This window comes from Streptomyces sp. NPDC059224, from assembly GCF_042754285.1.
Classification (GTDB): domain Bacteria; phylum Actinomycetota; class Actinomycetes; order Streptomycetales; family Streptomycetaceae; genus Streptomyces.
Genome location: NZ_JBHZAN010000053.1, coordinates 1 through 22342 on the forward strand (window position 1 = coordinate 1; position 22342 = coordinate 22342).

24 protein-coding genes are annotated in these 22342 nt (G+C 71.8%); 13 read left to right on the plus strand and 11 right to left on the minus strand.

Features of this window, described 5'->3' with window-relative positions:
• Positions 1 to 141 precede the first annotated feature (141 nt).
• On the minus strand, positions 142 to 984 hold the full coding sequence (locus ACFXI4_RS39460; RefSeq protein ID WP_385000937.1) for a MurR/RpiR family transcriptional regulator: 843 nt from the start codon (positions 982 to 984) through the stop codon (positions 142 to 144).
• Positions 981 to 2489, minus strand: coding sequence for an aromatic amino acid ammonia-lyase (locus tag ACFXI4_RS39465; protein WP_385001037.1), 1509 nt, complete (start codon positions 2487 to 2489; stop codon positions 981 to 983). Before ACFXI4_RS39465 ends, ACFXI4_RS39460 begins: the two co-directional genes overlap by 4 nt.
• 141 nt (positions 2490 to 2630) lie before the next feature.
• Between ACFXI4_RS39465 and ACFXI4_RS39470 the strand changes: the two genes are divergently transcribed.
• The 6 genes from ACFXI4_RS39470 to ACFXI4_RS39495 all read left to right on the plus strand — a co-directional run bounded on the left by ACFXI4_RS39470 (position 2631) and on the right by ACFXI4_RS39495 (position 7267).
• Positions 2631 to 3665: an ABC transporter ATP-binding protein gene (locus ACFXI4_RS39470; protein ID WP_385000940.1), complete on the plus strand. Its 1035-nt coding sequence runs from the start codon at positions 2631 to 2633 to the stop codon at positions 3663 to 3665.
• A complete protein-coding gene (locus tag ACFXI4_RS39475) occupies positions 3662 to 4303 on the plus strand; it encodes an ABC transporter permease (protein ID WP_385000943.1) in 642 nt (213 codons plus the stop codon). The genes ACFXI4_RS39470 and ACFXI4_RS39475 overlap by 4 nt, the downstream gene beginning before the upstream one ends.
• Before the next feature lies 1 nt (position 4304).
• Complete coding sequence (locus tag ACFXI4_RS39480) at positions 4305 to 5015, plus strand: ABC transporter permease (protein WP_385000946.1); 711 nt, start codon at positions 4305 to 4307, stop codon at positions 5013 to 5015.
• Positions 5012 to 5941 (plus strand): ABC transporter substrate-binding protein, encoded by a 930-nt coding sequence (locus ACFXI4_RS39485; protein WP_385000949.1) that lies wholly within the window; start codon positions 5012 to 5014, stop codon positions 5939 to 5941. Before ACFXI4_RS39480 ends, ACFXI4_RS39485 begins: the two co-directional genes overlap by 4 nt.
• Positions 5942 to 6088: 147 nt before the next feature.
• Positions 6089 to 6775, plus strand: coding sequence for a carbonic anhydrase (locus ACFXI4_RS39490; protein WP_385000952.1), 687 nt, complete (start codon positions 6089 to 6091; stop codon positions 6773 to 6775).
• A 72-nt stretch (positions 6776 to 6847) separates the two neighbouring features.
• The gene (locus ACFXI4_RS39495) at positions 6848 to 7267 is read left to right on the plus strand and encodes a hypothetical protein (RefSeq protein WP_385000955.1); all 420 of its coding nucleotides are present in this window, start codon (positions 6848 to 6850) and stop codon (positions 7265 to 7267) included.
• 22 nt (positions 7268 to 7289) lie between these two features.
• Here the strand turns inward: ACFXI4_RS39495 and ACFXI4_RS39500 are convergent, their stop codons facing one another.
• Positions 7290 to 8051, minus strand: a complete 762-nt coding sequence (locus ACFXI4_RS39500; protein WP_385000958.1) for an SDR family oxidoreductase — start codon at positions 8049 to 8051, stop codon at positions 7290 to 7292.
• A 145-nt stretch (positions 8052 to 8196) separates the two neighbouring features.
• Here ACFXI4_RS39500 and ACFXI4_RS39505 point away from each other — a divergent pair, with 145 nt between their 5' ends.
• A complete protein-coding gene (locus ACFXI4_RS39505) occupies positions 8197 to 9048 on the plus strand; it encodes a helix-turn-helix transcriptional regulator (RefSeq protein ID WP_385000961.1) in 852 nt (283 codons plus the stop codon).
• A 363-nt stretch (positions 9049 to 9411) separates the two neighbouring features.
• Here the strand turns inward: ACFXI4_RS39505 and ACFXI4_RS39510 are convergent, their stop codons facing one another.
• On the minus strand, positions 9412 to 10803 hold the full coding sequence (locus tag ACFXI4_RS39510; protein WP_362728114.1) for a cystathionine beta-synthase: 1392 nt from the start codon (positions 10801 to 10803) through the stop codon (positions 9412 to 9414).
• Positions 10804 to 10964: 161 nt separating this feature from the next.
• On the opposite strand from ACFXI4_RS39510, the gene ACFXI4_RS39515 reads away from it, so the two are divergent.
• The 3 genes from ACFXI4_RS39515 (at position 10965) to ACFXI4_RS39525 (ending at position 14545) form a co-directional block, all read left to right on the plus strand.
• Entirely contained in the window at positions 10965 to 12020 is a 1056-nt protein-coding gene (locus ACFXI4_RS39515) for an SGNH/GDSL hydrolase family protein (RefSeq protein WP_385000964.1), read from the plus strand.
• A 237-nt stretch (positions 12021 to 12257) separates the two neighbouring features.
• Positions 12258 to 13478, plus strand: a complete 1221-nt coding sequence (locus ACFXI4_RS39520; RefSeq protein ID WP_385000967.1) for an acetyl-CoA C-acetyltransferase — start codon at positions 12258 to 12260, stop codon at positions 13476 to 13478.
• A 272-nt stretch (positions 13479 to 13750) separates the two neighbouring features.
• Positions 13751 to 14545 carry a hypothetical protein gene (locus ACFXI4_RS39525; RefSeq protein WP_385000969.1) on the plus strand — a complete coding sequence of 265 codons (795 nt, stop codon included), beginning with the start codon at positions 13751 to 13753 and terminating at the stop codon, positions 14543 to 14545.
• A gap of 138 nt (positions 14546 to 14683) precedes the next feature.
• Here the strand turns inward: ACFXI4_RS39525 and ACFXI4_RS39530 are convergent, their stop codons facing one another.
• Positions 14684 to 14995, minus strand: coding sequence for a hypothetical protein (locus ACFXI4_RS39530; protein WP_362728701.1), 312 nt, complete (start codon positions 14993 to 14995; stop codon positions 14684 to 14686).
• A 118-nt stretch (positions 14996 to 15113) separates the two neighbouring features.
• On the opposite strand from ACFXI4_RS39530, the gene ACFXI4_RS39535 reads away from it, so the two are divergent.
• On the plus strand, positions 15114 to 15344 hold the full coding sequence (locus tag ACFXI4_RS39535; RefSeq protein WP_351706537.1) for a DUF4287 domain-containing protein: 231 nt from the start codon (positions 15114 to 15116) through the stop codon (positions 15342 to 15344).
• Positions 15345 to 15429: 85 nt separating this feature from the next.
• Here the strand turns inward: ACFXI4_RS39535 and ACFXI4_RS39540 are convergent, their stop codons facing one another.
• From ACFXI4_RS39540 to ACFXI4_RS39565, 6 genes are all read right to left on the minus strand, one after another.
• Positions 15430 to 16290 carry a Bax inhibitor-1/YccA family protein gene (locus ACFXI4_RS39540; protein WP_362728699.1) on the minus strand — a complete coding sequence of 287 codons (861 nt, stop codon included), beginning with the start codon at positions 16288 to 16290 and terminating at the stop codon, positions 15430 to 15432.
• Between the two features lie 195 nt (positions 16291 to 16485).
• Positions 16486 to 17664: a 4-hydroxybenzoate 3-monooxygenase gene (locus ACFXI4_RS39545; RefSeq protein WP_385000978.1), complete on the minus strand. Its 1179-nt coding sequence runs from the start codon at positions 17662 to 17664 to the stop codon at positions 16486 to 16488.
• A 233-nt stretch (positions 17665 to 17897) separates the two neighbouring features.
• Positions 17898 to 18572 (minus strand): hypothetical protein, encoded by a 675-nt coding sequence (locus tag ACFXI4_RS39550; protein ID WP_385000981.1) that lies wholly within the window; start codon positions 18570 to 18572, stop codon positions 17898 to 17900.
• Between the two features lie 70 nt (positions 18573 to 18642).
• A complete protein-coding gene (locus ACFXI4_RS39555) occupies positions 18643 to 20556 on the minus strand; it encodes a hypothetical protein (protein ID WP_385000984.1) in 1914 nt (637 codons plus the stop codon).
• 104 nt (positions 20557 to 20660) lie between these two features.
• Positions 20661 to 20879: a hypothetical protein gene (locus ACFXI4_RS39560; protein ID WP_362726808.1), complete on the minus strand. Its 219-nt coding sequence runs from the start codon at positions 20877 to 20879 to the stop codon at positions 20661 to 20663.
• 69 nt (positions 20880 to 20948) lie between these two features.
• On the minus strand, positions 20949 to 21164 hold the full coding sequence (locus tag ACFXI4_RS39565) for a hypothetical protein (protein ID WP_362726805.1): 216 nt from the start codon (positions 21162 to 21164) through the stop codon (positions 20949 to 20951).
• A gap of 229 nt (positions 21165 to 21393) precedes the next feature.
• Between ACFXI4_RS39565 and ACFXI4_RS39570 the strand changes: the two genes are divergently transcribed.
• Both ACFXI4_RS39570 and ACFXI4_RS39575 read left to right on the plus strand, forming a co-directional pair.
• Positions 21394 to 21804 carry a helix-turn-helix transcriptional regulator gene (locus ACFXI4_RS39570; protein WP_385000988.1) on the plus strand — a complete coding sequence of 137 codons (411 nt, stop codon included), beginning with the start codon at positions 21394 to 21396 and terminating at the stop codon, positions 21802 to 21804.
• Positions 21805 to 22047: 243 nt separating this feature from the next.
• Complete coding sequence (locus ACFXI4_RS39575) at positions 22048 to 22299, plus strand: hypothetical protein (RefSeq protein WP_362726800.1); 252 nt, start codon at positions 22048 to 22050, stop codon at positions 22297 to 22299.
• Positions 22300 to 22342 lie beyond the last annotated feature (43 nt).

Genomic DNA, 22342 nt, shown 5'->3' on the forward strand with positions numbered 1-22342 from the left:
TCATCCGTCTCCGGCTTGACCTGCCCCGGCCGTGGCATCCCAGCACCTCCCCACCACGCACCCTACCAGGAAGCAGCCTTAAGTCACTGGTATTGGTCTTAAAGCCGGTCCTCCGGTGGGCCGCCCGTCCGGCCTGGCCGGCTATTCGACGAACAGTCCCCGGGCCGCCGCCCGCGCGTCGAACTCCTCCAGGCGGGCCTGCGCGTCCGGCAGGTCGTCGGCCATCGCCTCCAGGAGCACCCGGCCCAGCAGCATCGGCGCGCACGCCGTGTCGAAGGCGAGCCCGGTGCCGACGGCGGCCGGCAGCAGCAGGTCGGAGACCTTGGCCACGGGCGCGAAGGCGGAGTCGGCGACGGTCACCACGGTCAGCCCGGCCGCCTTGGCATAGCCCAGGGTGTCCACGACCTCGCGCGGATGCCGGGGCAGCGCGAAACAGAGCAGGGCCGTCGCACCCGCCCGCAGGGCCGCGTCGATGCGGTCGTGGATCATCGTGCCGCCCTCGTCGAGCAGCCGGACGTCCGGGTGCACCTTGGCGGCGAAGTAGGCGAAGCCGTACGCCTGCGACGCGGCGGCGCGCAGCCCGAGCACCGGCAGCGGCCGGGACGCGGCCAGCACCCGGCCGGCCTGCTGCACCGGGCGCGGGTCGGCGAGTACCTCGGCGAGGTGCCGCAGGTTCTCGATCTCGGCCTCGACGGCCTGCTGGTACTCGTTGTACGACGCGTTGCCGGCCGACTGTTCGGCGGGCACCACCTCGCGCAGGTGCTTGCGCAGCGCCGGGTAGCCGTCGAAGCCCAGGGCGACCGCGAACCGGGTCACGGACGGCTGGCTGACCCCGGCCAGGTCGGCCAGCTCCACGCTGGACAGGAAGGGCACGTCGGCGGCGCGCCGCACCATGCTGTGCGCGATGCGCCGCTGGGTCGGCGTGAGCCGGTGCCCCTCGAAGAGCGCCTGCAACCGTGTCGCAGGGCTGTCGGTCACGTTCATGACGTGCTCCCCCTCCAGATGTCCGTGAACCGGTCGAGCAGTCCGGCCGCCGCCGTGACGTCGTCCGTGAGCGGCCGGTCGGCCGGGTCCGCCTCGAGCACCGCCTCGGCGAGCTCCAGTGCCAGCCCCACCCCCAGCCCGGGTTCGGGCCGGAGCTCGCGCTGGCGCAGCGCCCGTACGCCGGCGACGAGTTCGCAGCCGACCACCAGACGGTACGCACGGCAGGCGCGCAGCGTTTGACGGGCGGCGAGCGAGGCGAAACTGGCCTGCTCCTCGACGCCTCGGGAGAGTACAGCGTGCCCGAGCGAGGCGGGCGCGGAGAAGGCGCGCAGATCGCCGAGGGCGGCGCCGGCGGCGTACTCCAGGATCATCACGCCGGAGGAGGCGGGCTCCTGGTCGGCGAGGAAGGGGCGCAGGCGGGTGAAGGCGGGTTCGTTGAGGGAGGAGAGCCGGGAGGTGGACAGGCGCGCGACCTGGGTGACGGCGAGCCGGAAGTGGTCCAGGGCGAGAGCGAGTTGGGCCTGGTAGAAGCCGCCGTGGTGGTAGGCCGCCAGGTCCGCGGGTGAGATGAGGGGGTTCTCGGCGGCCGCGTTGATCTCGACGGCGAGGACCTGCTCCAGGGCGTCCGCGGCGTCGTGGGCGGGGCCGTGGATCTGGGGCAGGCAGCGGAAGCCGTACGGGTCCTGGATCCGGCCCAGCGGCGGGGTGGGCCGGTCGGCGGCGCCGATCAGCTCCCGCATCCGGCGGGCGACCTCGACGGTGCCCCGGTGCGGGCGGGCCGCGTGCACGGGCGCCGCGTACGCCTCGTGGGAGCCGTCGACCGCGAGCAGCGACAGGGCCGCCACCACCTGGGTGGCCTCGATCAGTCCGCGCAGTTCGTGCAGGGCGAGCGCCGACTGGCCGAGGGTGAGGGCGTTGCTGCTGATCAGGGCGAGGGCGTCGTTGTTGTCGAGGGGCTGGGGATCCGGGGCCTTCTCGCCCCGCCAGGGGTGTTCCCCGGCCAGCGCCAGTCCCACCTGGGCCAGCGCGGCGATGTCCCCGGTCCCGACCGAGCCGAACTCGTTGACGACCGGATACGCCCCCGCCTCCAGCGCCTCGCACAGGGCGCTGACGACGGTGGGCCGGAGGCCCGCGCCGCCCGCCAGCAGCTGGTTGGCCCGTACCGCGAGCATCGCGCGCACCTGACGGGCGGGCAGTTCCTCGCCGATCGCGCCGGCGTGGCTGCGCAGCAGCCGCAGTCCGTGGCCTGCGGCGGCCTCGGTGGGCACGTCCTCGTTCCGGTTGGCGCCGACGCCGGTCGAACGGCCGTAGACGCGGCCGGTGGCGGCGATCTGGCGGGCGGCGTCCCAGGACTCCTCCGCGCGCCGCATCCCGTCCGTGCCGGGGACCGGCCGGGCGGCGCCGTCGGCCAGCCGTACGACATCCTCGACGCCCATTCCGATGCCGTCGAGGATCACCAGGTCGGAAGGTGTCACTCCGGCCGCGTCCACGATACGAGACGACAACACGCCCAAACTCCCCTCAACGCGGACAGCTGGTCTTGCTTTGCGGTCATCCGTTACCCCGGATTAACGCCAGACCGTTGACAAGCTATTCACCTACGAAGAACTCTGCATGACGTTATACAGCCGGGCAAGGGACATCTCATGATCCAGTTCGACGCGGTCCACAAGCGCTTCCCCAACGGCACGACAGCAGTCAATGATCTCTCCCTGGAGATGCCGGAGGGCGGGGTGACCGTCCTGGTCGGTTCCTCCGGCTGCGGCAAGACCACCACCCTGCGGATGATCAACCGGATGGTCGACCCGACCTCCGGCACCATCAGGGTCGGCGGCAAGGACGTCCTCGAACAGGACGCGGCCGAACTGCGCCGCTCCATCGGGTACGTGATCCAGCAGGCCGGCCTCTTCCCGCACCGCACGGTGCTCGACAACATCGCCACCGTCCCGCTGCTGCTCGGCTGGAACCGGAAGAAGGCCCGCGCCCGCGCCGCCGAACTCCTGGAGACCGTCGGCCTGGCCGCCGACTCCGGCAAGCGGTACCCGCACCAGCTCTCCGGCGGCCAGCAGCAGCGCGTCGGCGTGGCCCGCGCGCTCGCCGCCAACCCGCCGGTGCTGCTGATGGACGAGCCGTTCGGCGCGGTCGACCCGGTGGTCCGCGCCCAGCTCCAGGACGAACTGCTCCGGCTCCAGAAGGAGTTGAGCAAGACCATCGTCTTCGTCACGCACGACATCGACGAGGCGGTCCGGCTCGGCGACCGGATCGCCGTCTTCCGCACCGGCGGCCATCTGGTCCAGTGCGCCCCGCCCGCCGAACTGCTGGCACGCCCGGCCGACGACTTCGTGGCCGACTTCCTGGGCGCGGAGAGGGGACTGAAGCTGCTGTCCCTCCAGACCCTCGCCGACGTCCCGCAGGGCCCGGCACCCCAGGGCGAGTGGACCCTGGCACTCGACCCGGCGGGCAGGCCCCTGCGCTGGCGCTCCAAGGACGCCGAACTCCCGCTGCGGCCCCTCAAGGACGGTGACTCCCTGCTGGCCGCGCTCGACGAGTCCCTCGCCTCCCCCACCGGCCTGATAGCCCGGGTCGACGCGGACGGCGTCCTCACCGGCGTCTCGTCCCGCGACGACATCCACACCCGCGCCGGCCAGGCGCACACCGCGGCCCGGGCGGTGGCGGCATGACCATCGACTGGTCGTGGATAGGCGACCACACCGACGACCTCACCAGCCTCACGTTCTCCCATCTCCAGGCGGCGATGACGGCGGTCCTCCTCGGCCTGCTGATCTCGCTCCCGCTCGCGGTCCTCGCCCACCGGGTCCGCCCGCTGCGCGGCTTCCTGCTCGGCCTGTCGAACGTGCTCTTCACGATCCCCTCGATCGCGATCTTCGTCCTGCTGCTGCCGGTCAGCGGCCTGACCCGCACCACCACGGTCGTCGGCCTGACCGTCTACACGCTGGTCGTGCTGTTGCGGAACACGGTCGAGGGGCTGGACTCGGTGCCCGCGAAGACCAAGGAGGCGGCCAGGGCGATGGGCACCCGCCCGCTGCGCACCCTCCTCACGGTCGAGTTCCCGCTGGCCCTCCCCGTGATCATGGCGGGCGTCCGGATCGCCACCGTCATGTCCATCTCGCTGGTGAGCGTCGCCACCTACATCGGCGACGGCGGCCTCGGCCAGCTCTTCACCGACGGCTTCCAGCGCGACTTCCCGACCCCGGTGATCGCGGGCGTGGTGCTCACGATCCTGCTCGCGGTGGTCGCCGACGCCCTGCTGGTGGCCCTCCAGTACGTCCTCACCCCGTGGCGCAGGAGGCGAGCCTGAGATGTACGAGCTGTTCAAGAACCTCGGCACCTGGCTGACCAGCGGCTCCCAGTGGGCCGGCCCGGACGGCATCGGCCACCGGCTCGCCGAGCACCTCCAGTACTCACTGCTCGCGACCCTGATCGCCGCCGCGATCGGCCTGCCGATCGGCCTGCTGATCGGGCACACCGGCAAGGGCGCGTTCGTCGCCATCAACCTGGCGTCCTTCGGCCGCGCCCTGCCCACCGTCGGCCTGGTCGTCCTGGTCTTCCTGGCCGGCGGCCTGTCGATGCTGCCGGTGTACGTGGCGCTGGTCGCCCTCGCCGTACCGGCGATCGTCACCAACACCTACGCCGGGATGACGGCCGTCGACCCGGACGTCCGCGACGCCGCCCGCGGCCAGGGCATGCGCGGCCACCAGGTCCTCTTCCAGGTCGAGCTGCCGCTGGCACTGCCCCTGGTCATGACGGGCCTGCGCCTCGCGCTCATCCAGGTGGTGGCCACCGCGACCGTCGCCGCCTACGTCTCCTTCGGCGGCCTCGGCCGCTACGTCTTCGACGGACTCGCCCAGCGCGACCTCGTCCAGGTGCTCGGCGGCGCGGTGCTGGTCGCGGCCGTCGCCATCGTCCTGGACCTGCTGCTCAGCAGCCTCCAGCGCCTCCTCTTCCTCCCCCACGCTCGAAAAGACTCGCGCGGGGGGACCCCCATCCGCACCGCTAGGGACCCCAGATGAACCGACGTACACTCCTCGGCGGCCTCCTCGCGGCGGCCTCCGTGCCCGCCCTCTCCGCCTGCTCCAGCGGCATCACCTCCCTGAACGAGGGCAGCGGCCCGGCCGCCGGCGGCGGCTCCAGCAGGGACGGGATCACCATCGGCACCGCCAACTTCACCGAGAACCAGGTGCTCGGCTACCTCTACGCGGCCGCCCTCAAGGCCGCCGGTGTGAAGGTGAAGGTCCGCCCCAACCTCGGCACCCGGGAGATCGTGATCCCCGCGCTCAAGGCCGGCGACATCGACCTGCTGCCCGAGTACCAGGGCGCCCTCCTCAACTACCTGGCCCCCAAGGACACCTCGGCGGACCCGGGCACCATGCAGAACGCACTGGCGATCGCCCTGCCCAGCGGCCTCCAGGTCCTTCCCTACGGGCAGGCCGCCGACTCCGACTGCTTCGTCGTCACCCGGGCGACCGCCCAGAAGTACGGCCTGGCCTCGCTGGCCGACCTGGCCAGACAGAACGGCAGGCTGGTCATCGGCGCGGCCCCCGAGGTGAAGAAGCGCCGGGTGGGCGCCATCGGCCTGCAGGACGTGTACGGCGTCCAGTTCAAGGAGTTCAAGTCGCTGGACTCGGACGGGCCGCTGGTCAAGGGCGCCCTGAAGAAGGGTGACGTGGACGTGGCGAACCTGTTCACCACCGACACCGACATCACGGCCAACGACTGGGTGGTGCTCACCGACCCGAAGAACCTGATCCCCAGCCAGCACATCGTCCCGCTGATCGCCGACCGCAAGGCCGACTCCACGGTCCGCAAAGCCCTCGCCCGGCTCGGCAACCTCCTCACCACCGAGCAGCTCACCGAGCTCAACAGCCAGGTGGACAACGACAAGAAGGACCCCGAGGACGTGGCGGACGCGTACGCCGAGCAGCACGGGCTGACCTGATCACGAAGCCGTATCGCATGATCGATGAGCCGATGACGGAAGCGCCAAATGTCCGCAAACAGGCACGCGGAGTGACCACACGTGTGCTTACGGTGAGGAGGCGTCAACAGCACCGCACCTGATCTCTGTGAACTCTGAGGAAGCGTCATGGCCTCGAACCGCAGGGCCTTCCTGACCGCCACCGCAACCGTCACCGCGGCCGGCGCACTGGCCGTCGCCCCCGCCCCGGCGGCGTCCGGCACCGGCCGGCCGCACTCCCCGGGACCGGCCACCGCCGGCGCCGCGCTGGACGAACTCCTCGCCGGCAACCGGCGGTACGCGGCCGGCCGGCCGCACCGACCGCGCGACATCGTCGGCCACCGCCGGCTGCTGGCCGGCGGACAGCACCCGTTCGCCGTCGTCCTCGGCTGCATCGACTCCCGGGTCGTCCCCGAGCTGGTCTTCGACCAGGGGCTCGGCGACCTGCTCTGCATAAGGACGGCCGGGCAGGTGCTGGACGAGGCCGTGCTCGGTTCCATCCAGTACGGCGTGGAGGAACTGCGCGTCCCGCTGGTCGTGGTGCTCGGCCACGAACGCTGCGGGGCCGTCGCGGCCACCCTCGGCCAGCTGCGCTCCGGCGCGGCCGTCCCCGGCCACCTGGAACTCCTCGTCGAGGAGATCACCCCGGCCGCCCGCCGCACCAGGTCGCTGCCCGGCGACTGGGCCGAGCACACCATGCGGGCGCACACCGCGTGGGTGCGGGACGCGATCCGGGCGGACCCCGCCTTCGCGGGGGCCTCGGTGGTGGCGGCACGGTTCGACCTGGACAGCGGGCTGGTGACGCTGCTGCCCTGAGGGCGGGCCCCCGGAGAATTGCGGGGGCTTACCCCAGTGCGCCGGGCACCCCGGCTCCCTACCGTGGGCTCCATGACGGACGCGCATGACACCGACCTGAAGAAGGAACTCGCCGCCACCCTGCACGCCCGCAGGGATCTGGGGCCCGAGTACGAGTCGGAGCTGGCCGACTCCTTCCTGGAGAAGATCGACCAGCGCATCGACGGCGCGGTCGAGCGCCGGCTGCGCAGGACCCTGGCCGAGCAGCAGATGCAGCAGGCCCGGGGTTCGCGCGGCGCCAAGGGCAGCGACTCCTGGGGCGAGCGGTTCGGCTTCGGGATCGTGTCACTGGTGCTGGCGATCCCGCTGTCGGCGATCGGCGGCGGCATCGCGCACCTGCCGGGACTGGTGGCCGCCTGGGTGGGCATCGTCGGCATCAACGTGGCCCAGGCCGTCCGCCTGAACCCCGGCATGTTCGGCCGGGGCGGCCGGGGCGGCCGGGACGGGATGTGACCGGCCGGACCCGGCGCTGCGCTCACACCTGACGGGTCGGCAGCACGACCACCTGACGCAGGTTGACGTGCCGGGGCCGGCTCGTCACGTAGCCGACCAGGTCGGCGACGTCCTCGGCGGCCAGCCGGCCGGTCGTGCCCAGCATGCCGTCGATCTGCTCGCGCAGTTCGTCCGAGTCGATGTGGTCGGCCAGTTCGGTCTCCGTCAGCCCGGGCTCCACGTTGGTGACCCGCACGTCGCGCGGCCCGAACTCGGCGCGCAGCACCTGGGAGAGCTGGGTGACGGCGGCCTTGGTGGCGCCGTACACCGCGTAGGTGGGGAAGACGACGTGGGCGCCGATCGACGACACGTTGACGAGGTCCGCGGTACGGCCCTCGGCGGCCGCCGCCACCAGGTCCCCGGTGAAGGCCCGCAGTACCCGCAGCACTCCGGTCACGTTGGTGTCGATCATGCGCTGCCACTCGTCGAGCCGGCCGTCGTCGACCGGATGGGGCAGCATGACGCCGGCGTTGTTCACGACGAGGTCGACGGTTGCGAAGGCCTCGTGCACGGCGTCCGCGGCGGCCCGCACCGATGCGTCGTCGGTGACGTCGGCGACCACGGCGAGGGCCTGCCCGCCGCCCGCCCGGATCTTCTCCACGACCGTCTCCAGCCGGTCCGCGCGCCGGGCCAGCAGCGCCACCCGGGCGCCCCGCGCGGCCAGGCGCAGGGCGACGGCCGCCCCGATGCCGCTGGCGGCCCCGGTGACGACGGCGGTACGGCCCGACAGGTTGTCGTACGACATGAGGTACTCCCCGGTGCAGGCACCGGGCCGGTCCCGGTGGCGTGTCTCCACCCTCGCCGGGTCCGCGCGGCCTACCCAGGGATGAGCTTTTCCTGGGTCTGGCAGAACCAGGATGGAAGAACACCACTCCCCTACGATCGATCCCATGGACGGGGAACTCGGAGACTTCCTGCGCTCGCGCCGCGCCCGGATCCGGCCCGAGGAGGTGGGGCTGCCCACCCACGGCAGGCGCCGGGTGCCGGGCCTGCGCCGGGAGGAAGTGGCGCAGCTGGCGGGTGTGAGCGTCGACTACTGCATCCGGCTGGAACAGGGGCGCGGGCCCGGGGGTCCCTCCCGGACGAAGTCCGGGGGAGTGTCGGACGCGGTGCTGGACGCGATCGCCCGGGTGCTGCGCCTGGACGAGACCGAGCACGCCTGTCTGATGACGGTGGCCCGCCCCCGCCGCACGGCCGCCGGCCGTCCGGCCGCCCCGCGGGTCCGCCCCGGTGTGCAGCTGCTGCTGGACGGCATGGGGCTCACGCCCGCGTTCGTGCTGGGCCGCCGCATGGACGTGCTCGCCTGGAACGCGCTCGGCGACGCGGTGAACGGCTTCAGCACGCTGGCCCCGGCCGAACGCAACGTGCCGCGCCAGGTGTTCCTCGACCCGGCGGCCGTGGGTTTCTATCCAGACTGGGCGGCCGTCGCGGCCCAGACCGTGGCCAACCTGCGGATCGACGCGGGGCGCCACCCCGACGATGCCCGTATGGCCGCGCTGGTCGGCGAACTGTCCATGAAGAGCGCGGACTTCCGCCGCCTGTGGGCGGACCACGAGGTCAAGGAGTGCGCGTACGGCGTGAAGCGCATCCAGCACCCGGTGGCGGGCCTGCTCACCCTCCCCTACGAGACCCTCACGGTCCCGACGAACCCGGACCAGACGATCGTGGCGTACACCCCGGAACCGGGCTCGGGGACGGCTGAGCGGCTTTCGCTGCTGGGGAGCTGGGCGACGACCGGCTGAACGGGCCGGGAGAAGCGGCGCACCGGGAAGAGCCGGGAAGAGTAATGCGCGGGGACCGCCGCACCCCCGTTACCGGGGGGCGGGACGACGGCGGTCCCCGCGAGGGACGCGAGCCGGGTCAGGGCCGGGCTGGCACGTCCAGGCGTCCATGGAGGTCCGGGAGCCGCTCCGGAGGTCCTTGGACGTTCGGTGTCGGCCGAGGCGGGGAGCCGCTCCCGCCCTGCCGACATCCACCAATGTGCCGGACCCGTGTTAAGCGTGTGCTGCGTGGACGTGACACGCTCGTACCACTTCCGCGAAGTCCACCGCTCGGACGCGAAACGGCAAGTTCCCCGGCGTCACGGCCGGTTCACCGGACGTTCGTCAGTGCTTGCCGCCCTTGGCGAGAAACGCCAGCAGGTCCTGACGGCTGACCACGCCCTTGGGCTTGCCCTCGACGAGGACGATCGCCGCGTCGGCCGCGCCCAGCACCGACATCAGGTCGCCGACCGGCTCGCCGGAGCCGACCTGCGGCAGCGGCGCGCACATGTGCTTCTCCAGCGGGTCCTCCAGGGAGGCGCGCTTGCTGAACAGCGCGTCGAGCAGCTCGCGTTCGACGACCGAGCCGACGACCTCGGCGGCCATCACGTCCGGGTGCCCGGCGCCCGGCTTGACGACCGGCATCTGCGAGACGCCGTACTCGCGCAGCACCTCGATGGCCTCCCCGACGGTCTCCTCCGGGTGCATGTGGACGAGGGAGGGGATGGAGCCGCCGGCCTTGTCGCTGAGCACGTCGGCGACGCGGGCACTGGGGCCCTCGTCCTCCAGGAAGCCGTAGTCGGCCATCCACTCGTCGTTGAAGATCTTGCTCAGGTAGCCGCGGCCGCTGTCCGGCAGCAGGACGACGACGACGTCGTCCGGGCCCAGCCGCTCGGCCACCCGCAGCGCGGCCACGACCGCCATTCCGCAGGAGCCGCCGACCAGCAGCCCCTCCTCCTTGGCCAGCCGCCGGGTCATCTGGAAGGAGTCCTTGTCGGACACCGCGACGATCTCGTCGGCCACGGTCCGGTCGTAGGCGGTGGGCCAGAAGTCCTCACCGACGCCCTCGACCAGGTACGGCCGGCCGGACCCGCCGGAGTACACGGAGCCCTCCGGGTCGGCGCCGACGACCTGCACCCGGCCGTCGCTGGCGTCCTTCAGGTAGCGGCCGGTCCCGGAGATGGTGCCGCCGGTGCCCACGCCCGCCACGAAATGGGTGATCTTCCCCTCCGTCTGCTCCCACAGCTCGGGGCCGGTCGAGTGATAGTGCGAGAGGGGGTTGTTCGGGTTGGAGTACTGGTCAGGCTTCCAGGCGCCCGGGGTCTCGCGGACGAGCCGGTCGGAGACGTTGTAGTACGAGTCCGGGTGCTCCGGGTCGACGGCGGTGGGGCAGACGACGACCTCGGCGCCGTACGCCCGCAGCACGTTGATCTTGTCGGTGCTGACCTTGTCGGGGCACACGAAGATGCACTTGTACCCCTTCTGCTGGGCCACGATCGCCAGCCCGACTCCGGTGTTTCCGCTGGTCGGCTCGACGATGGTGCCCCCGGGCCGAAGCTCCCCGCTCTTCTCGGCGGCCTCGATCATCCGCAGGGCGATGCGGTCCTTCACGGAACCGCCCGGGTTGAAGTACTCGACCTTGGCGAGCACGGTGGCCTGGATGCCCTGGGTGACACTGTTGAGCCTCAGCAGCGGGGTGTTGCCGACGAGGCTGATCATCGAGTCGTGAAATCGCACCGTTGTCTCCGGTTGCTTGCAAAAGGGGTGGTCCTGGTGGTGTCGCCAGCCTAGGGCCTTTCCCGCGACCCGATCCGGAGGTTCACTCCCCGTTGAGATTGACGCACGGCCTGTACGGGGCAAGGAGTGGATGAGCGGCAACGAGGAGGTGGCGGCGGCGCATGACGAACATGTCGAGGGCGCGGGTGGCCCGGCGGATCGCGGCCGGGGCGGCGTACGGCGGCGGCGGGGTCGGGCTGGTCGGCGCGGCCGCGGTGGGTCTGGTGCTGGCCGAGGTGCGGATGGCCAGGACGGCGGTGGGCAACGGCAACAGCGGCGGCCGGGTACCGGTGGCGGACGGCCGCTACGGCGACGCGTACGGCACCGGTGAACCTCCGCTGCGCCTGACGATGCTCGGCGACTCCACGGCGGCGGGGCAGGGTGTGCACCGGGCCGCGCAGACCCCGGGCGCGCTGCTCTCGTCGGGCCTCGCGGCGGTGGCCGAACGCCCGGTCGAGCTCACCAACGTGGCCCTGCCCGGCGCCCAGTCCGACGACCTGGACCGCCAGGTGGCGCTGGTCCTCGGCTCGGCCTCGCCGGTCCCCGACGTCTGCGTGATCATGATCGGCGCGAACGACGTCACCCGCCGCATGCCGCCGACCCGCTCGGTGCGTCACCTCTCGGCCGCGGTTCGCCGGCTGCGCACGGCGGGCGCGGAGGTGGTGGTCGGCACCTGTCCCGACCTCGGCACGATCGAGCCGGTACGGCAGCCGCTGCGCTGGCTGGCCCGGCGGGCGTCGCGCCAGCTGGCGGCGGCGCAGACGATCGGCACGGTGGAGCAGGGCGGCCGCACGGTGTCGCTGGGCGACCTGCTGGGCCCCGAGTTCGCGGCCAACCCCCGCGAGCTCTTCGGCCCCGACAACTACCACCCCTCGGCGGAGGGGTACGCCACGGCGGCGATGGCGGTGCTCCCCACGGTCTGCGCGGCCCTCGGCCTGTGGCCGGCGGAAGAGGAGCGCCCCGACGCCACCCGCCGCGAGGGTTTCCTCCCGGTCGCCCGTGCGGCGGCGGAGGCGGCGGCCGAGGCCGGCACGGAGGTCACGGCGGCGATGCCGACGGGGCCGCGGGGACCGTGGGCCCTGCTGAAGCGCCGCCGGCGCCGGCACGTGGAGCCGCCCGCCCTCCCCGCCGGCCCGGCCTCCGAGGAGGCGAGGTCGAGGGCGGGCACGTCCGAGTAGGGCACGGCGGGCCGGGCCGGGGAATGCCGGGTACCGGCAGCGCCCCCGTGAGGGGCGCGGGGAACCGTACGACCAGCCACGACGGTCCCGCACCCGACGGGCACCGCACCGACCCCACCAAGCAAGCGCTTAGAAAGTGCGGCCAGTGTCACACCGCGCCACCGGTGCCCAACCACATACGTACGGGTAACTTCCCAAGCAGCCCTGTCAGTCTTCGCACGCCACTGGAGCCGTGAGATGCCAGAAGCCGTCATCGTCTCGACCGCCCGTTCCCCGATCGGCCGTGCCGTCAAGGGCTCCCTGAAGGACCTGCGCCCGGACGACCTCACCGCCACGATCATTCAGGCCGCCCTCGCCAAGGTCCCCGAGCTGGACCCGAAGGACATCGACGACCTGATGCTCGGCTGCGGCCTCCCCGGCGGCGAGCAGGGTTACAACCTCGGCCGGGTCGTCGCCGTGCAGATGGGCATGGACCACCTCCCCGGCTGCACGATCACCCGGTACTGCTCCTCGTCCCTCCAGACCAGCCGCATGGCGCTGCACGCCATCAAGGCCGGCGAGGGCGACGTGTTCATCTCGGCCGGCGTCGAGACGGTCTCCCGGTTCGTCAAGGGCAGCTCCGACGGCCTCCCGGACACCACCAACCCGGTCTTCGCCGAGGCGCAGGCCCGTACCGCCGCCACCGCCGCGTCCACCGGCTCCACCTGGCACGACCCGCGCGAGGACGGCCTGGTCCCCGACCCGTACATCGCGATGGGCCAGACCGCCGAGAACCTGGCCCGCGTCAAGGGCGTCACCCGCCAGGACATGGACGAGTTCGGCGTCCGTTCCCAGAACCTCGCCGAGGAAGCCATCAAGAACGGCTTCTGGGAGCGCGAGATCACCCCGGTGACCCTGCCCGACGGCACGGTCGTGAGCAAGGACGACGGCCCGCGTGCCGGCGTCACCATGGAGGGCGTTTCCGGTCTGAAGCCGGTCTTCCGCCCCGACGGCCTGGTCACGGCCGGCAACTGCTGCCCGCTGAACGACGGCGCGGCCGCCGTGATCATCATGTCCGACACCAAGGCCCGCGAGCTCGGCCTCACCCCGCTCGCCCGGATCGTGTCGACCGGCGTCACCGGCCTCTCCCCCGAGATCATGGGCCTCGGCCCGGTGGAGGCCTCCAAGCAGGCCCTCGGCCGCGCCGGCCTGACCGTCGACGACATCGACCTGTTCGAGATCAACGAGGCGTTCGCCGCCCAGGTGATCCCCTCCTACCGCGACCTGGACATCCCGCTGGAGAAGCTGAACGTGAACGGCGGCGCCATCGCCGTCGGCCACCCCTTCGGCATGACCGGCGCCCGCATCACCGGCACGCTCATCAACTCCCTCCAGTTCCACGACAAGCAGTTCGGTCTGGAGACGATGTGCGTCGGCGGCGGCCAGGGCATGGCCATGGTCATCGAGCGCCTCAGCTGAGCCCCTGAGTAACCGTCACGGGACCCAACGTGACGCCACGGCCCGGTGTTCGAGAAAGCCCCGAACGCCGGGCCGATTTGTGATCCAATCTCCCCCAGGATGTGACCTATCTCCCTCTGCGGATATATCGCCGCAGGTCAGTGTGGCCGTCGGGGCAGATGCGCCAGTCAAAGTCCTGTCCATTTCGTGACGTTACGCACTGACAGGTTGATAGTCCACCCTTCAAGCTGATGTAGGAAGTCGGGGGTCGACTTTGAACCGGGAGTACGTCAGTGAGCGCCATGCCGATCGCCTTGCTGCTCACCACGGCCGCCACGGGCGCCGTGGGCGTCGCTGTCCTGCGCACCGTGCTGAAGCTGCGCCGTCAGGTCGCCGAGCTGCACACCCAGCTTGCTCAGAACCAGGCCGCCGCGATGCGCGCGCTGCTGCCGGCCGCCCGCAGTCATGCGGACGCCGAGCAGATACGGGCCGCCGTCGCCGCGGCACTGGCCGAGGAGCGGGAGCGCGAGCTGGCCGAGGCGCGGGCCTTCTGGGCCGCGCAGGAGGCGCGGGACGCCTCCGACACGCCGTCGCTGCTGGGCCTGGCGGACGGTGAGCCGTTCCTGCCCCGGCACAGCGACTTCGTGGGCCTGGAGCCGGTCGCCGAGCAGGCGACGGAGACCGACGACTTCGCCGGGGGCGCCGGCACCGAGTCGCCGGAGCTGGCCGCGGCGCGCCGCCGGCACCCGTCCCACCCGGACTTCGTGCCCGTGCAGTCGCCGGTGGTGAACGACCACGAGCGCACGGTGGCGACGCTCGAGCAGCTGGCCGAGTTGCAGGTCGAGCTCTCCGACGTGCGCCCGGGGCCGCTGGGCACGCTGGACGTCTACGTCTTCGCCGACGGCACCACGCTGTGCATGACGCCGGGGCACCGGGAGACGGCGGAACGGCTGGCCGCTGCGCTGAACGCGGGCGAGACGCCGTACCTGCTGGGCGGGTCCGGGGTCTCCGGCGCCTACACGCTGACGTTCGCGTGCGGCGAGGAGAACGTGTACATCCTGGCGGACCGGGTCATAGCGTCGCTGTGACGCGTTGAGGCCACGGGCAGGCCGCCGGGTGCGGGACCGTGGGCGTTGTTGGCGCAGTGCACCGCGCGCCTTTCAGGGGCGCGGGGCACTGCGCGACCAGCCACGACGGCCGCGCCCGGCAACGCGCACCCCCGGCCCTCACACCCCCGCCTTCTTCTGCGCCTCCTCCACCAGGCGTACCGCGTCGTCGACCTCCGCGTCGCTCTCCAGGACGATCGCCAAGTCGTTCCCGGCCACGGTGATTTGGTCGGCGACCGCGAACATCCCCGCGTCCGGCATCTCCCGGGCCTGGCCGCCCGGATCCTCGACGTCCTGCGCCCAGTCGGCCAACCGCCTGGCCAGCGCCAGCGCCTCCGCGGCCGCTCCCCTCTGCAACCGACTCTGCGGCGCCGCCCTCAACTTGTCGGCGAAGTGCTCCACGGCACGGGTAAGAGGCGTCGTATCAACCACGCCGTGAGCGTAACGCCTGGCGTCGGCTGTCCTGTCCCGACTGTTGCCAACACGCCAACACTCAGGCACGGTGGCGTGAAGGACCGGCTACAACCCCCTTTGCGCACCGGAGGCGCCGATGTCCCAAGTCTTCTCCGAGGAGACCCATCGCAACATGCTCGCCCGCATCCCCCACTGCACCGGTCGTGAAGTGTCCGACTGGCTGCGCACCGTGGCCGAAGGCCCGTCCCTCTTCCGCTTCGAGGAGAAGGTCAGCTGGCTCCGCCACGAGCACAATCTCGCGTACGGCCACGCGAAGGCGTTGATCCATGAGTACGACCTGAGGAGGGCCGCGCGCAAACTTCTCTAGGCGCGCACAGACGAGAAGCAGGGACGGGAAAGGGCCCCGGGGATGTCCCGGGGCCCTTCTCGGTTCGCTTGCTCCCTTGCGGGCGCTAGTCGTTGCTGCTGAAGATCGCCACCAGGCGCAGCATCTCGACGTAGATCCACACCAGCGTCAGGGTGAGGCCGAACGCGGCCAGCCAGGCCTCGTTCTTCGGGGCGCCGTACGCGATGCCGTCCTCGATCTGCTTGAAGTCGAGGGTCAGGAAGAACGCGCCGAGCAGGATCGCAATGATGCCGACGATCGCACCGAGCGGGCCGAAGCTGCGCAGCCCGCCGTTCTCCGCGACGCCGAACGCGACCAGCAGCAGGTTGACCGCCATCACCAGAACGAAGGCGATCGCGATGGCCATGCCGACGCGGGCGTAGCGGGCGGTGACGCGGATCCAGCCGGCCTTGTAGACCAGCAGGGTCGCGGCCGTGACCGCCATCGTGCCGAGCACCGCCTGGAACGGGGCGCCGCTCCAGCGGCTGTTGTACATCTCGCTGATCACGCCGAGGAAGACGCCCTCGAAGGCGGCGTATCCCAGGATCAGCGCGGGCACCGGGGTGCGCTTGAAGCTCTGGATCAGGGCCAGGACCATCGCCACGATGGCGGAGCCGAAGGCCAGGCCGTAGCTGGTGGTGGAGATCGGCAGCAGCGCCCAGGCGAGGGCCGCGCCGACCGCGACCGTGCCCAGCGTCGTCGCCGAGCGCAGGACCACGTCGTCCATGGTCATCCGGCCGGTGGTGGCCGGGGCCTGCGGCGGGGCGCCCTGCTGGACGTCCTGCTGGGCGTAGGGGTTGTTCGCGTACGGGTTCTGCGCGTACGGGTTGCCCTGCGCGTACCCGGCCTGCGGCGCGGTGTTGAAGCCCGCGTAGCCGTTGTCGCGGCTGAACCCCCGTCGCGAGAAGACCGGGTTACTGCTCCTCATTTCACTCCTCCATGGCCGCCTTGCGAGGCCTTGGCATCAAGAGTAATGGATTGGCAAAAGAACGACCCTCGTACTTGGGGAGGATCTTTCCCTCGTCGTGCTGCGCAACACGCTACGCGGACCCCTCATTCCCGGCCACGGAGGGCTTCATTCCATGACGGGGCCGCGACACGGCCGGAACCGGCCGGAGATGCCTCAGCCGTCCAGAGGGAAGCCCGTGTACGCCTCCGCGAGGTCCGTCTCGGCCGCCCGGTGGGAGGTGATCCGGCCGAGCCGGGCCAGCTGGAGCCGGGCGTCGAAGGGGGTGTCCTCGGGGCCGCGGTGGAGCAGGGTCGTCATGTCGTAGGAGAACCGCTCGGCCTGCCAGACCCGGCGCAGGCAGGTCGCCGAGTAGGTCTCCAGGAGCTCGGGCGAGCCCGTCTGCCGCTCGTGGGCGAGGGCGCGGGCGAGGGTGACGACGTCCCCGACGGCGAGATTGAGCCCCTTGGCCCCCGTCGGCGGCACGATGTGGGCGGCGTCCCCGGCGAGGAAGACCCGGCCGTGCCGCATGGGCTCGTGGACGTACGACCGCATGGGCGTGACCGACTTCTGGGTGATCGGCCCGCGCTCCAGGCGCCAGTCGTCGTCGGTCCCGAAGCGCCGCTCCAGCTCGTCCCAGATCGCCTCGTCGCTCCACTCCTCGGCATCCGTGCCGGCCGGCACCTGGAGGTAGAGGCGGGAGACGGACGCGGAGCGCATCGACAGGAGGGCGAAACCGCGGTCGTGGCGGGCGTAGACCAGTTCGTCGTGCGAGGGGGCGACATCGGCGAGGATGCCCAGCCAGGCATACGGGTAGGTGCGCTCGAAGACCCGGGAGAGGGATGCGGGGAACACGTTCCGGGCCACCCCCCAGAAGCCGTCGCAGCCGACGACGTACGCGCACTCCAGCACGTCCTCCCGGCCCTCGTGCCGGAACCGCACCCGCGGCCGGCCTCCCTCGGCGCCCTCCACCGCCACCGCCTCCGCCTCGAAGAGCAGCGGACCGCCCTCCTTGAGCTGGAGCGCGATGAGGTCCTTGCAGACCTCGGTCTGCGCGTAGACCATCACGGACCGGCCGCCGGTGAGGCCGGGGAAGTCCACGCGGTGGCGCTGCCCGGCGAACCGCAGTTCGATGCCGTCGTGGCGCAGGCCTTCGCGGTCCATCCGCGCCCCGGCACCGGCGGCGCGCAGCACGTCCACCGTGCCCTGCTCCAGGATCCCGGCGCGCTGGCGGTGTTCCACGTAGGAGCGGTCGCGGCTCTCCAGGACGACCGAGTCGATGCCGGCGTTGTGCAGCAGCCGGGCGAGCAGGAGCCCGGCGGGTCCGGCTCCGATGATGCCGACGGTGGTGCGCATCGGGTCGTTCCTTCCGTGGACGGGGCGTCGTCGCCGGCTCGGGGACCCGGGAGTTCGCCGGGTCAGGCTGGTTCGTCTGGTGAAATTTCTTTCACTTTGACCCCCCGAGTCTCCGTCCGCGCCCACAGCCTGTCAATGGGCGCGCCCGGGGTCCGCCGGCACGCGGCCGGCCGCCCGGCCCGCCTGAGGCGGGGTGGGCCGGGCGGCCGGTGCGTGCGGCGGTGGGACGGGGGTCAGCGGCCCGGCCAGCCGTCCAGGTGCCGGTGCATGGTGACGTCCTTGTGCGGGTTGCCCTTCGGGGCGTTCGCGACCGCGTCGTGCAGCACGGTGGTGACCTCCGCGGCGAGCCCGTCGGCCTTCGTACGCAGTTCGTCGGCGGGCAGCGTGGAGCGCGTCAGCTCGTCGAGCCGGTGGTGGATGTCGGCGAGCTTGCCCCGCGCGGCGGCGTCGAGCAGCAGCGGGTTGGGCGTGGCGACCACGAACTGGTAGGCGCCGGCCAGGGTCTGGCAGCCCGTGCACTCCTTGTTGGCGGCGTCGCTGAGGTTCACCGCGTTCAGCCGCGTGTGCTCCCCGGCGACCGTGACGATCTGGAAGGACAGCGCGACCGAACGGCAGTGGTCGTCGGCCGAGCAGCCGGCCGAGACGGCGTTGGCCTGGTTGCGCACGGCGGCGGCGTTGACCTTGCCGAACTGACGGACCGTGAACGAGTCCCGGACCTGGGTGTGGTGGCCCCGGTCGGCGTGGCTGAAGACGTGGTCGGAGGCGACCGCGGCATGCGGCACGGCGGTGGCCGCCTGCGCGGGCACGGCGGCGGCCGCGCCGGCGACCCCGGCGGCGAACAGGCCGATCCGGACGGCCCGCCGGGTGAGCGGACCTGAGGTGGTGCGTGGTTTTCGGTGACTGCTCATGGATGCTCCAGTGCTCCAGTGCTTGTGCGGAAGGTGGTTCGACGGCCGTACGACGGCCCGGGACCGCCGGTCAGGACGAGGCCGGGGGCGGACTGGCCGGGTCGCTGGCCGGCGGCGGGGACGGGCTGGGCGTCGCGGACACCGGGACGCTCTCCGACGGCGTGGGCGACGGCGCGGGCTCCGTCGTGCCGGGTCCGTCGGACGGCGAGGGCACCGGATCGGCGACCGTTCCCCCGCCGGACGGCACCGGCGACCCGGAGGCATCCCCGCCGGATTGGCCGGACACGGAGGCGGACGGCGACGCCGCGGCGGAGGCCTGGCGCGAGGACTCCGCCGGCGAAGGACCGGCGCTCGCCCCGGCCGAGTCGTCCGGCGCACCGGCCGCCGGGTCCGACGGGCTGCCGGAGTCCGTCGGACGGTCCGGAGTGTCGGCCTGCCGGGCCGGCGGTGCCTCGGTCGGCACGCCCGGCTGGAGGATCGGCGCGATCGGCGGCTGCTTGGGCAGCGGCTTCGGGGTCACCCCGGACATCCAGGCGTAGCTGAGACCCGTGAGCCCGGCGAGAGCGAGCGCGCAGGTCACGAGCCGCAGCCTGGGCCGCCCCTGCGTGGTGCGTTTCGCGGCCCGGATGATCCGCCCGCCGATCTTCACGGACAGATAGACGACGCCGGCCATCGGGCACAGCAGCATCACGCTGCCGATGGTCCCGACCAGTCCCTCGACGATCTTCCCGTCCACGAACGCCGAGCCCGTGCCGACGAGCTGCTCGGTCAGGGAGCGGGTCATGGTGGTGAGGATCCGCGGCAGGTTCCACAGTGCGTACCCGAGTTCACCGATGATCAGCGGGACCATCGTCAGCACCCAGGTGGCGACGATGGTGCGCGCCGACTTCTTCAGCCCGGCGACCTCCGTGCGGGCCTTGTCCCCCCGCGGCCCCGGCACCAGCGACAGCAGGATCGGCTTGATCTTGCCGTACAGGTCCGGGACCCCGGCCAGGTCGCCGAGGATGTAGTAGCCGTCCAGCCGTACGGCCGGCATCAGCTGTTCCAGGATCTCGAAGTGCCCGAGGTAGACGGTGGCCAGGAAGAACTGCGCCCCGGTGGCGAAGTAGGCACCGGCCATGGCCAGCATGAAGACGATGTTGAAGTAGACGCCGCCGAGGTCGGTGCGCAGCCGCCCGGCCCGGCCGATCCGGTAGACGTCGGTGACGTCGGTGTACATCGAGGGCCAGATGAGGAAGAGCCCGCACCCGATACAGCCGGGGCGGGCTCCGCCGTATCTGCACGCGGAGGCGTGGCCGAACTCGTGGAAGACGAGGGAGGCCACGGTGAGCGCGAAGACGACCAGGATCAGGACGGGCTGGTCGAGCACCTGCAGGACGGGTTCTATCGCCCCGAAGAACCCGAACAGCCAGACGTCCAGTGCGACGACCGAGGCCAGCACCACGGCCACCACCACCGGTCGGTGCAGCCAGGTCAGCGAACGGGCGATCTTCGCCGTACGCCGCTCGTCGAAGATCACCCGATGGCCCTTGAGGGCGAGCAGCAGGTCGGAGCGCGGGGCGTCGACCTCGTCGTCCTCCTGCCCCTCCGGGACCGTCACGCCCAGCGGTTCGAGCTTCTTCTCGACGAGGAAGCGGATGTTCTCCCCGCTGACCTCGCGGCCGAATCGGGCGCTGACCCGGTGGGCGATGGCCTCGGCATCGCGGACGCCGTCGACCGACGACGCCACCAGGTACAGCAGCCTGGACAGCTGCACGACCTGCCCGTCCCCCCGACGGGCGATGTACTTGGGCTCGGTGAATCCCGACCCCTGGTACTCGCCGTGCAGCCGCAGTCCCGCGCTCAGCCGCGGGGCCGGCGACGGCGGGTCGATCACCGGCAGGTTGCCCGTCGCCACCTGCTCGTAGGTGACCGGCCAGCCGCCGGGTCCGGGCACCGGGCCCGTGTCGTACAGTGCGGCGGTCCCGTCTCCGAGCACCGTCATGTGTGGTCTCCCCCCGGATCCCGCATGCGTTCCCCCCTCTGGCGCCCGGCCGGCGCCGGCCGCGAGCGCCACCGCCGGGGCGACGGCGGTGGCGCTCCCGGGGACTACTGGGTGACGCTGATCGTCTGCGCGGCGGACGAGCTGGCCGACGACCACGCGGAGTGGTCGTTCAGCGCGGCGGACTGGTTGGACGCCTCGATGTTGGCGACGTGCTTGGTCACGTTGACGGTCCTGCCGAAGCTGAACTTCAGCTTGCCGAGGGCCTCGCGGCCCGGCAGCAGCTCGGCGGACTCGTTCTCCAGCTCGTTCATGTCCATGCTCATGACGGATGTCCTTTCGTTTCCTGCGCGATGAGGTTGAGGTGGGCACCGGCGCCGCGCGCCGGCACGGTGTTACTGGTGGACGTTGATGCTCTGGGCGGCGCCGGAGTCGGCCACCGACCACGAGGAGTGGTCGTTCAGCGCGGCGGACTCGTTGGCGGCGCTGATGTTGGCGACGTGCTTGGTGACGTTGACCGTCTTGCCGAAGCCGAACTTCAGCTTGCCCAGGGCCTCACGACCCGGCAGCAGCTCCGCGGACTCGGCCTCGAGCTCATGGGCGTCCATCATGATCGCTTCCCCCTCAGGGATAGACATTTCCGATCGGACCGAGTCAGGTTCCCCCCGGACTCTGTCCAATCTGGTCGGACGTGCTGTCCAACGAGATTGGACACTAGGCCCTCGGAGACCCCCCGCGCAACCCGTTCGGGAAATCACCCTCTCGGCCGATCGGGGCGACGACCGTAGAATCGGCGCGACATGACGGACTCCGCAGGTGGCGAGCAGGAAGTGACGGTCAGTGGCCAACGCACTGCAGCAGTTGATCCGTGAGCACCTCGACCGCAAGGGCTGGTCCTACGGTGACGTGGCGCGGCGCGGTGGCGTCCCCCGCTCCACCGTCCACCACCTGGCCACCACCGAGCGGGTGGTCCGCATGCCCCAGGCGAGCACCCTGGAGGGCCTGGCCAAGGGGCTGGAGCTCCCGCTGGAGAGCGTGCGCCGGGCCGCCGCCGAGGCGTGCGGGATCCACGTGTACGACACCTCGCCGGGCGCGGAGCCGAACGAACCGCACGGCGCGGCCGCCGCCGACCCCGAGGTCGCGCTGCTCATCGCGAGCGTCCAGAAGCTGTCGGCGGACGACCGCCGCCACGTCACCGCCCTGGTGGAGTCCCTGCTGGACCGTTCCTCCAGACCCGCCAAGGACACGTGACCGCGTCCGGACCGTCTCCGGACCAGGTCCGGGACCTTCCGGACCGCCTCGCCGCCGTCCCGGGGGGTACCGTCTCCGGTCCGCCGCCGGACCGCTCCTCGAACGCTCTCGGACTGTCTTTCGCCAAGTCGGAAAAAGAATCCGACTCCGCACGAAACCGTGAAGATCCAGGACTAGTCTCTCGTTCTGCCCGGGACGCGAGAGCCGCACGACCACGGGCTCTCAGGGGGAAATGTGTTGTTCGTGCACGGCGGACCGGCGACGGCCGTGGTCCGGGGACCCGACGGTGAGTCCGTCGTCCTGCTGTCCGGGGAACTGCCCGAGGTGCTGACCGACGCCTCGGTGAGCGAGCTGCTGGACCTGGCCGCCGCCATCCTGGACGCCGGCGAACTCACCCTCTTCGAGGAGTGCCTGCGCGCGCTGCGCCGCAACGGCATGCGAGCGGGCCGCCGCATCGAGGTCGACGGCGCGGTCCTGACCGTCTACGAGGGGTGAGCCGACGCCGCGGACGACGGAGCCCCTGCCCGCCCGGAGGCGG

Excerpts from the sequence above, each read along its gene's own strand:
- ACFXI4_RS39460 (WP_385000937.1), bottom strand. The coding sequence starts at position 984 with ATGAACGTGACCGACAGCCCTGCGACACGGTTGCAGGCGCTCTTCGAG.
- ACFXI4_RS39470 (WP_385000940.1), top strand. The coding sequence starts at position 2,631 with ATGATCCAGTTCGACGCGGTCCACAAGCGCTTCCCCAACGGCACGACA.
- ACFXI4_RS39475 (WP_385000943.1), top strand. The coding sequence starts at position 3,662 with ATGACCATCGACTGGTCGTGGATAGGCGACCACACCGACGACCTCACC.
- ACFXI4_RS39480 (WP_385000946.1), top strand. The coding sequence starts at position 4,305 with ATGTACGAGCTGTTCAAGAACCTCGGCACCTGGCTGACCAGCGGCTCC.
- ACFXI4_RS39485 (WP_385000949.1), top strand. The coding sequence starts at position 5,012 with ATGAACCGACGTACACTCCTCGGCGGCCTCCTCGCGGCGGCCTCCGTG.
- ACFXI4_RS39490 (WP_385000952.1), top strand. The coding sequence starts at position 6,089 with ATGGCCTCGAACCGCAGGGCCTTCCTGACCGCCACCGCAACCGTCACC.
- ACFXI4_RS39495 (WP_385000955.1), top strand. The coding sequence starts at position 6,848 with ATGACGGACGCGCATGACACCGACCTGAAGAAGGAACTCGCCGCCACC.
- ACFXI4_RS39500 (WP_385000958.1), bottom strand. The coding sequence starts at position 8,051 with ATGTCGTACGACAACCTGTCGGGCCGTACCGCCGTCGTCACCGGGGCC.
- ACFXI4_RS39505 (WP_385000961.1), top strand. The coding sequence starts at position 8,197 with ATGGACGGGGAACTCGGAGACTTCCTGCGCTCGCGCCGCGCCCGGATC.
- ACFXI4_RS39515 (WP_385000964.1), top strand. The coding sequence starts at position 10,965 with ATGACGAACATGTCGAGGGCGCGGGTGGCCCGGCGGATCGCGGCCGGG.
- ACFXI4_RS39520 (WP_385000967.1), top strand. The coding sequence starts at position 12,258 with ATGCCAGAAGCCGTCATCGTCTCGACCGCCCGTTCCCCGATCGGCCGT.
- ACFXI4_RS39535 (WP_351706537.1), top strand. The coding sequence starts at position 15,114 with ATGTCCCAAGTCTTCTCCGAGGAGACCCATCGCAACATGCTCGCCCGC.
- ACFXI4_RS39540 (WP_362728699.1), bottom strand. The coding sequence starts at position 16,290 with ATGAGGAGCAGTAACCCGGTCTTCTCGCGACGGGGGTTCAGCCGCGAC.
- ACFXI4_RS39545 (WP_385000978.1), bottom strand. The coding sequence starts at position 17,664 with ATGCGCACCACCGTCGGCATCATCGGAGCCGGACCCGCCGGGCTCCTG.
- ACFXI4_RS39550 (WP_385000981.1), bottom strand. The coding sequence starts at position 18,572 with ATGAGCAGTCACCGAAAACCACGCACCACCTCAGGTCCGCTCACCCGG.
- ACFXI4_RS39555 (WP_385000984.1), bottom strand. The coding sequence starts at position 20,556 with ATGACGGTGCTCGGAGACGGGACCGCCGCACTGTACGACACGGGCCCG.
- ACFXI4_RS39560 (WP_362726808.1), bottom strand. The coding sequence starts at position 20,879 with ATGAGCATGGACATGAACGAGCTGGAGAACGAGTCCGCCGAGCTGCTG.
- ACFXI4_RS39565 (WP_362726805.1), bottom strand. The coding sequence starts at position 21,164 with ATGATGGACGCCCATGAGCTCGAGGCCGAGTCCGCGGAGCTGCTGCCG.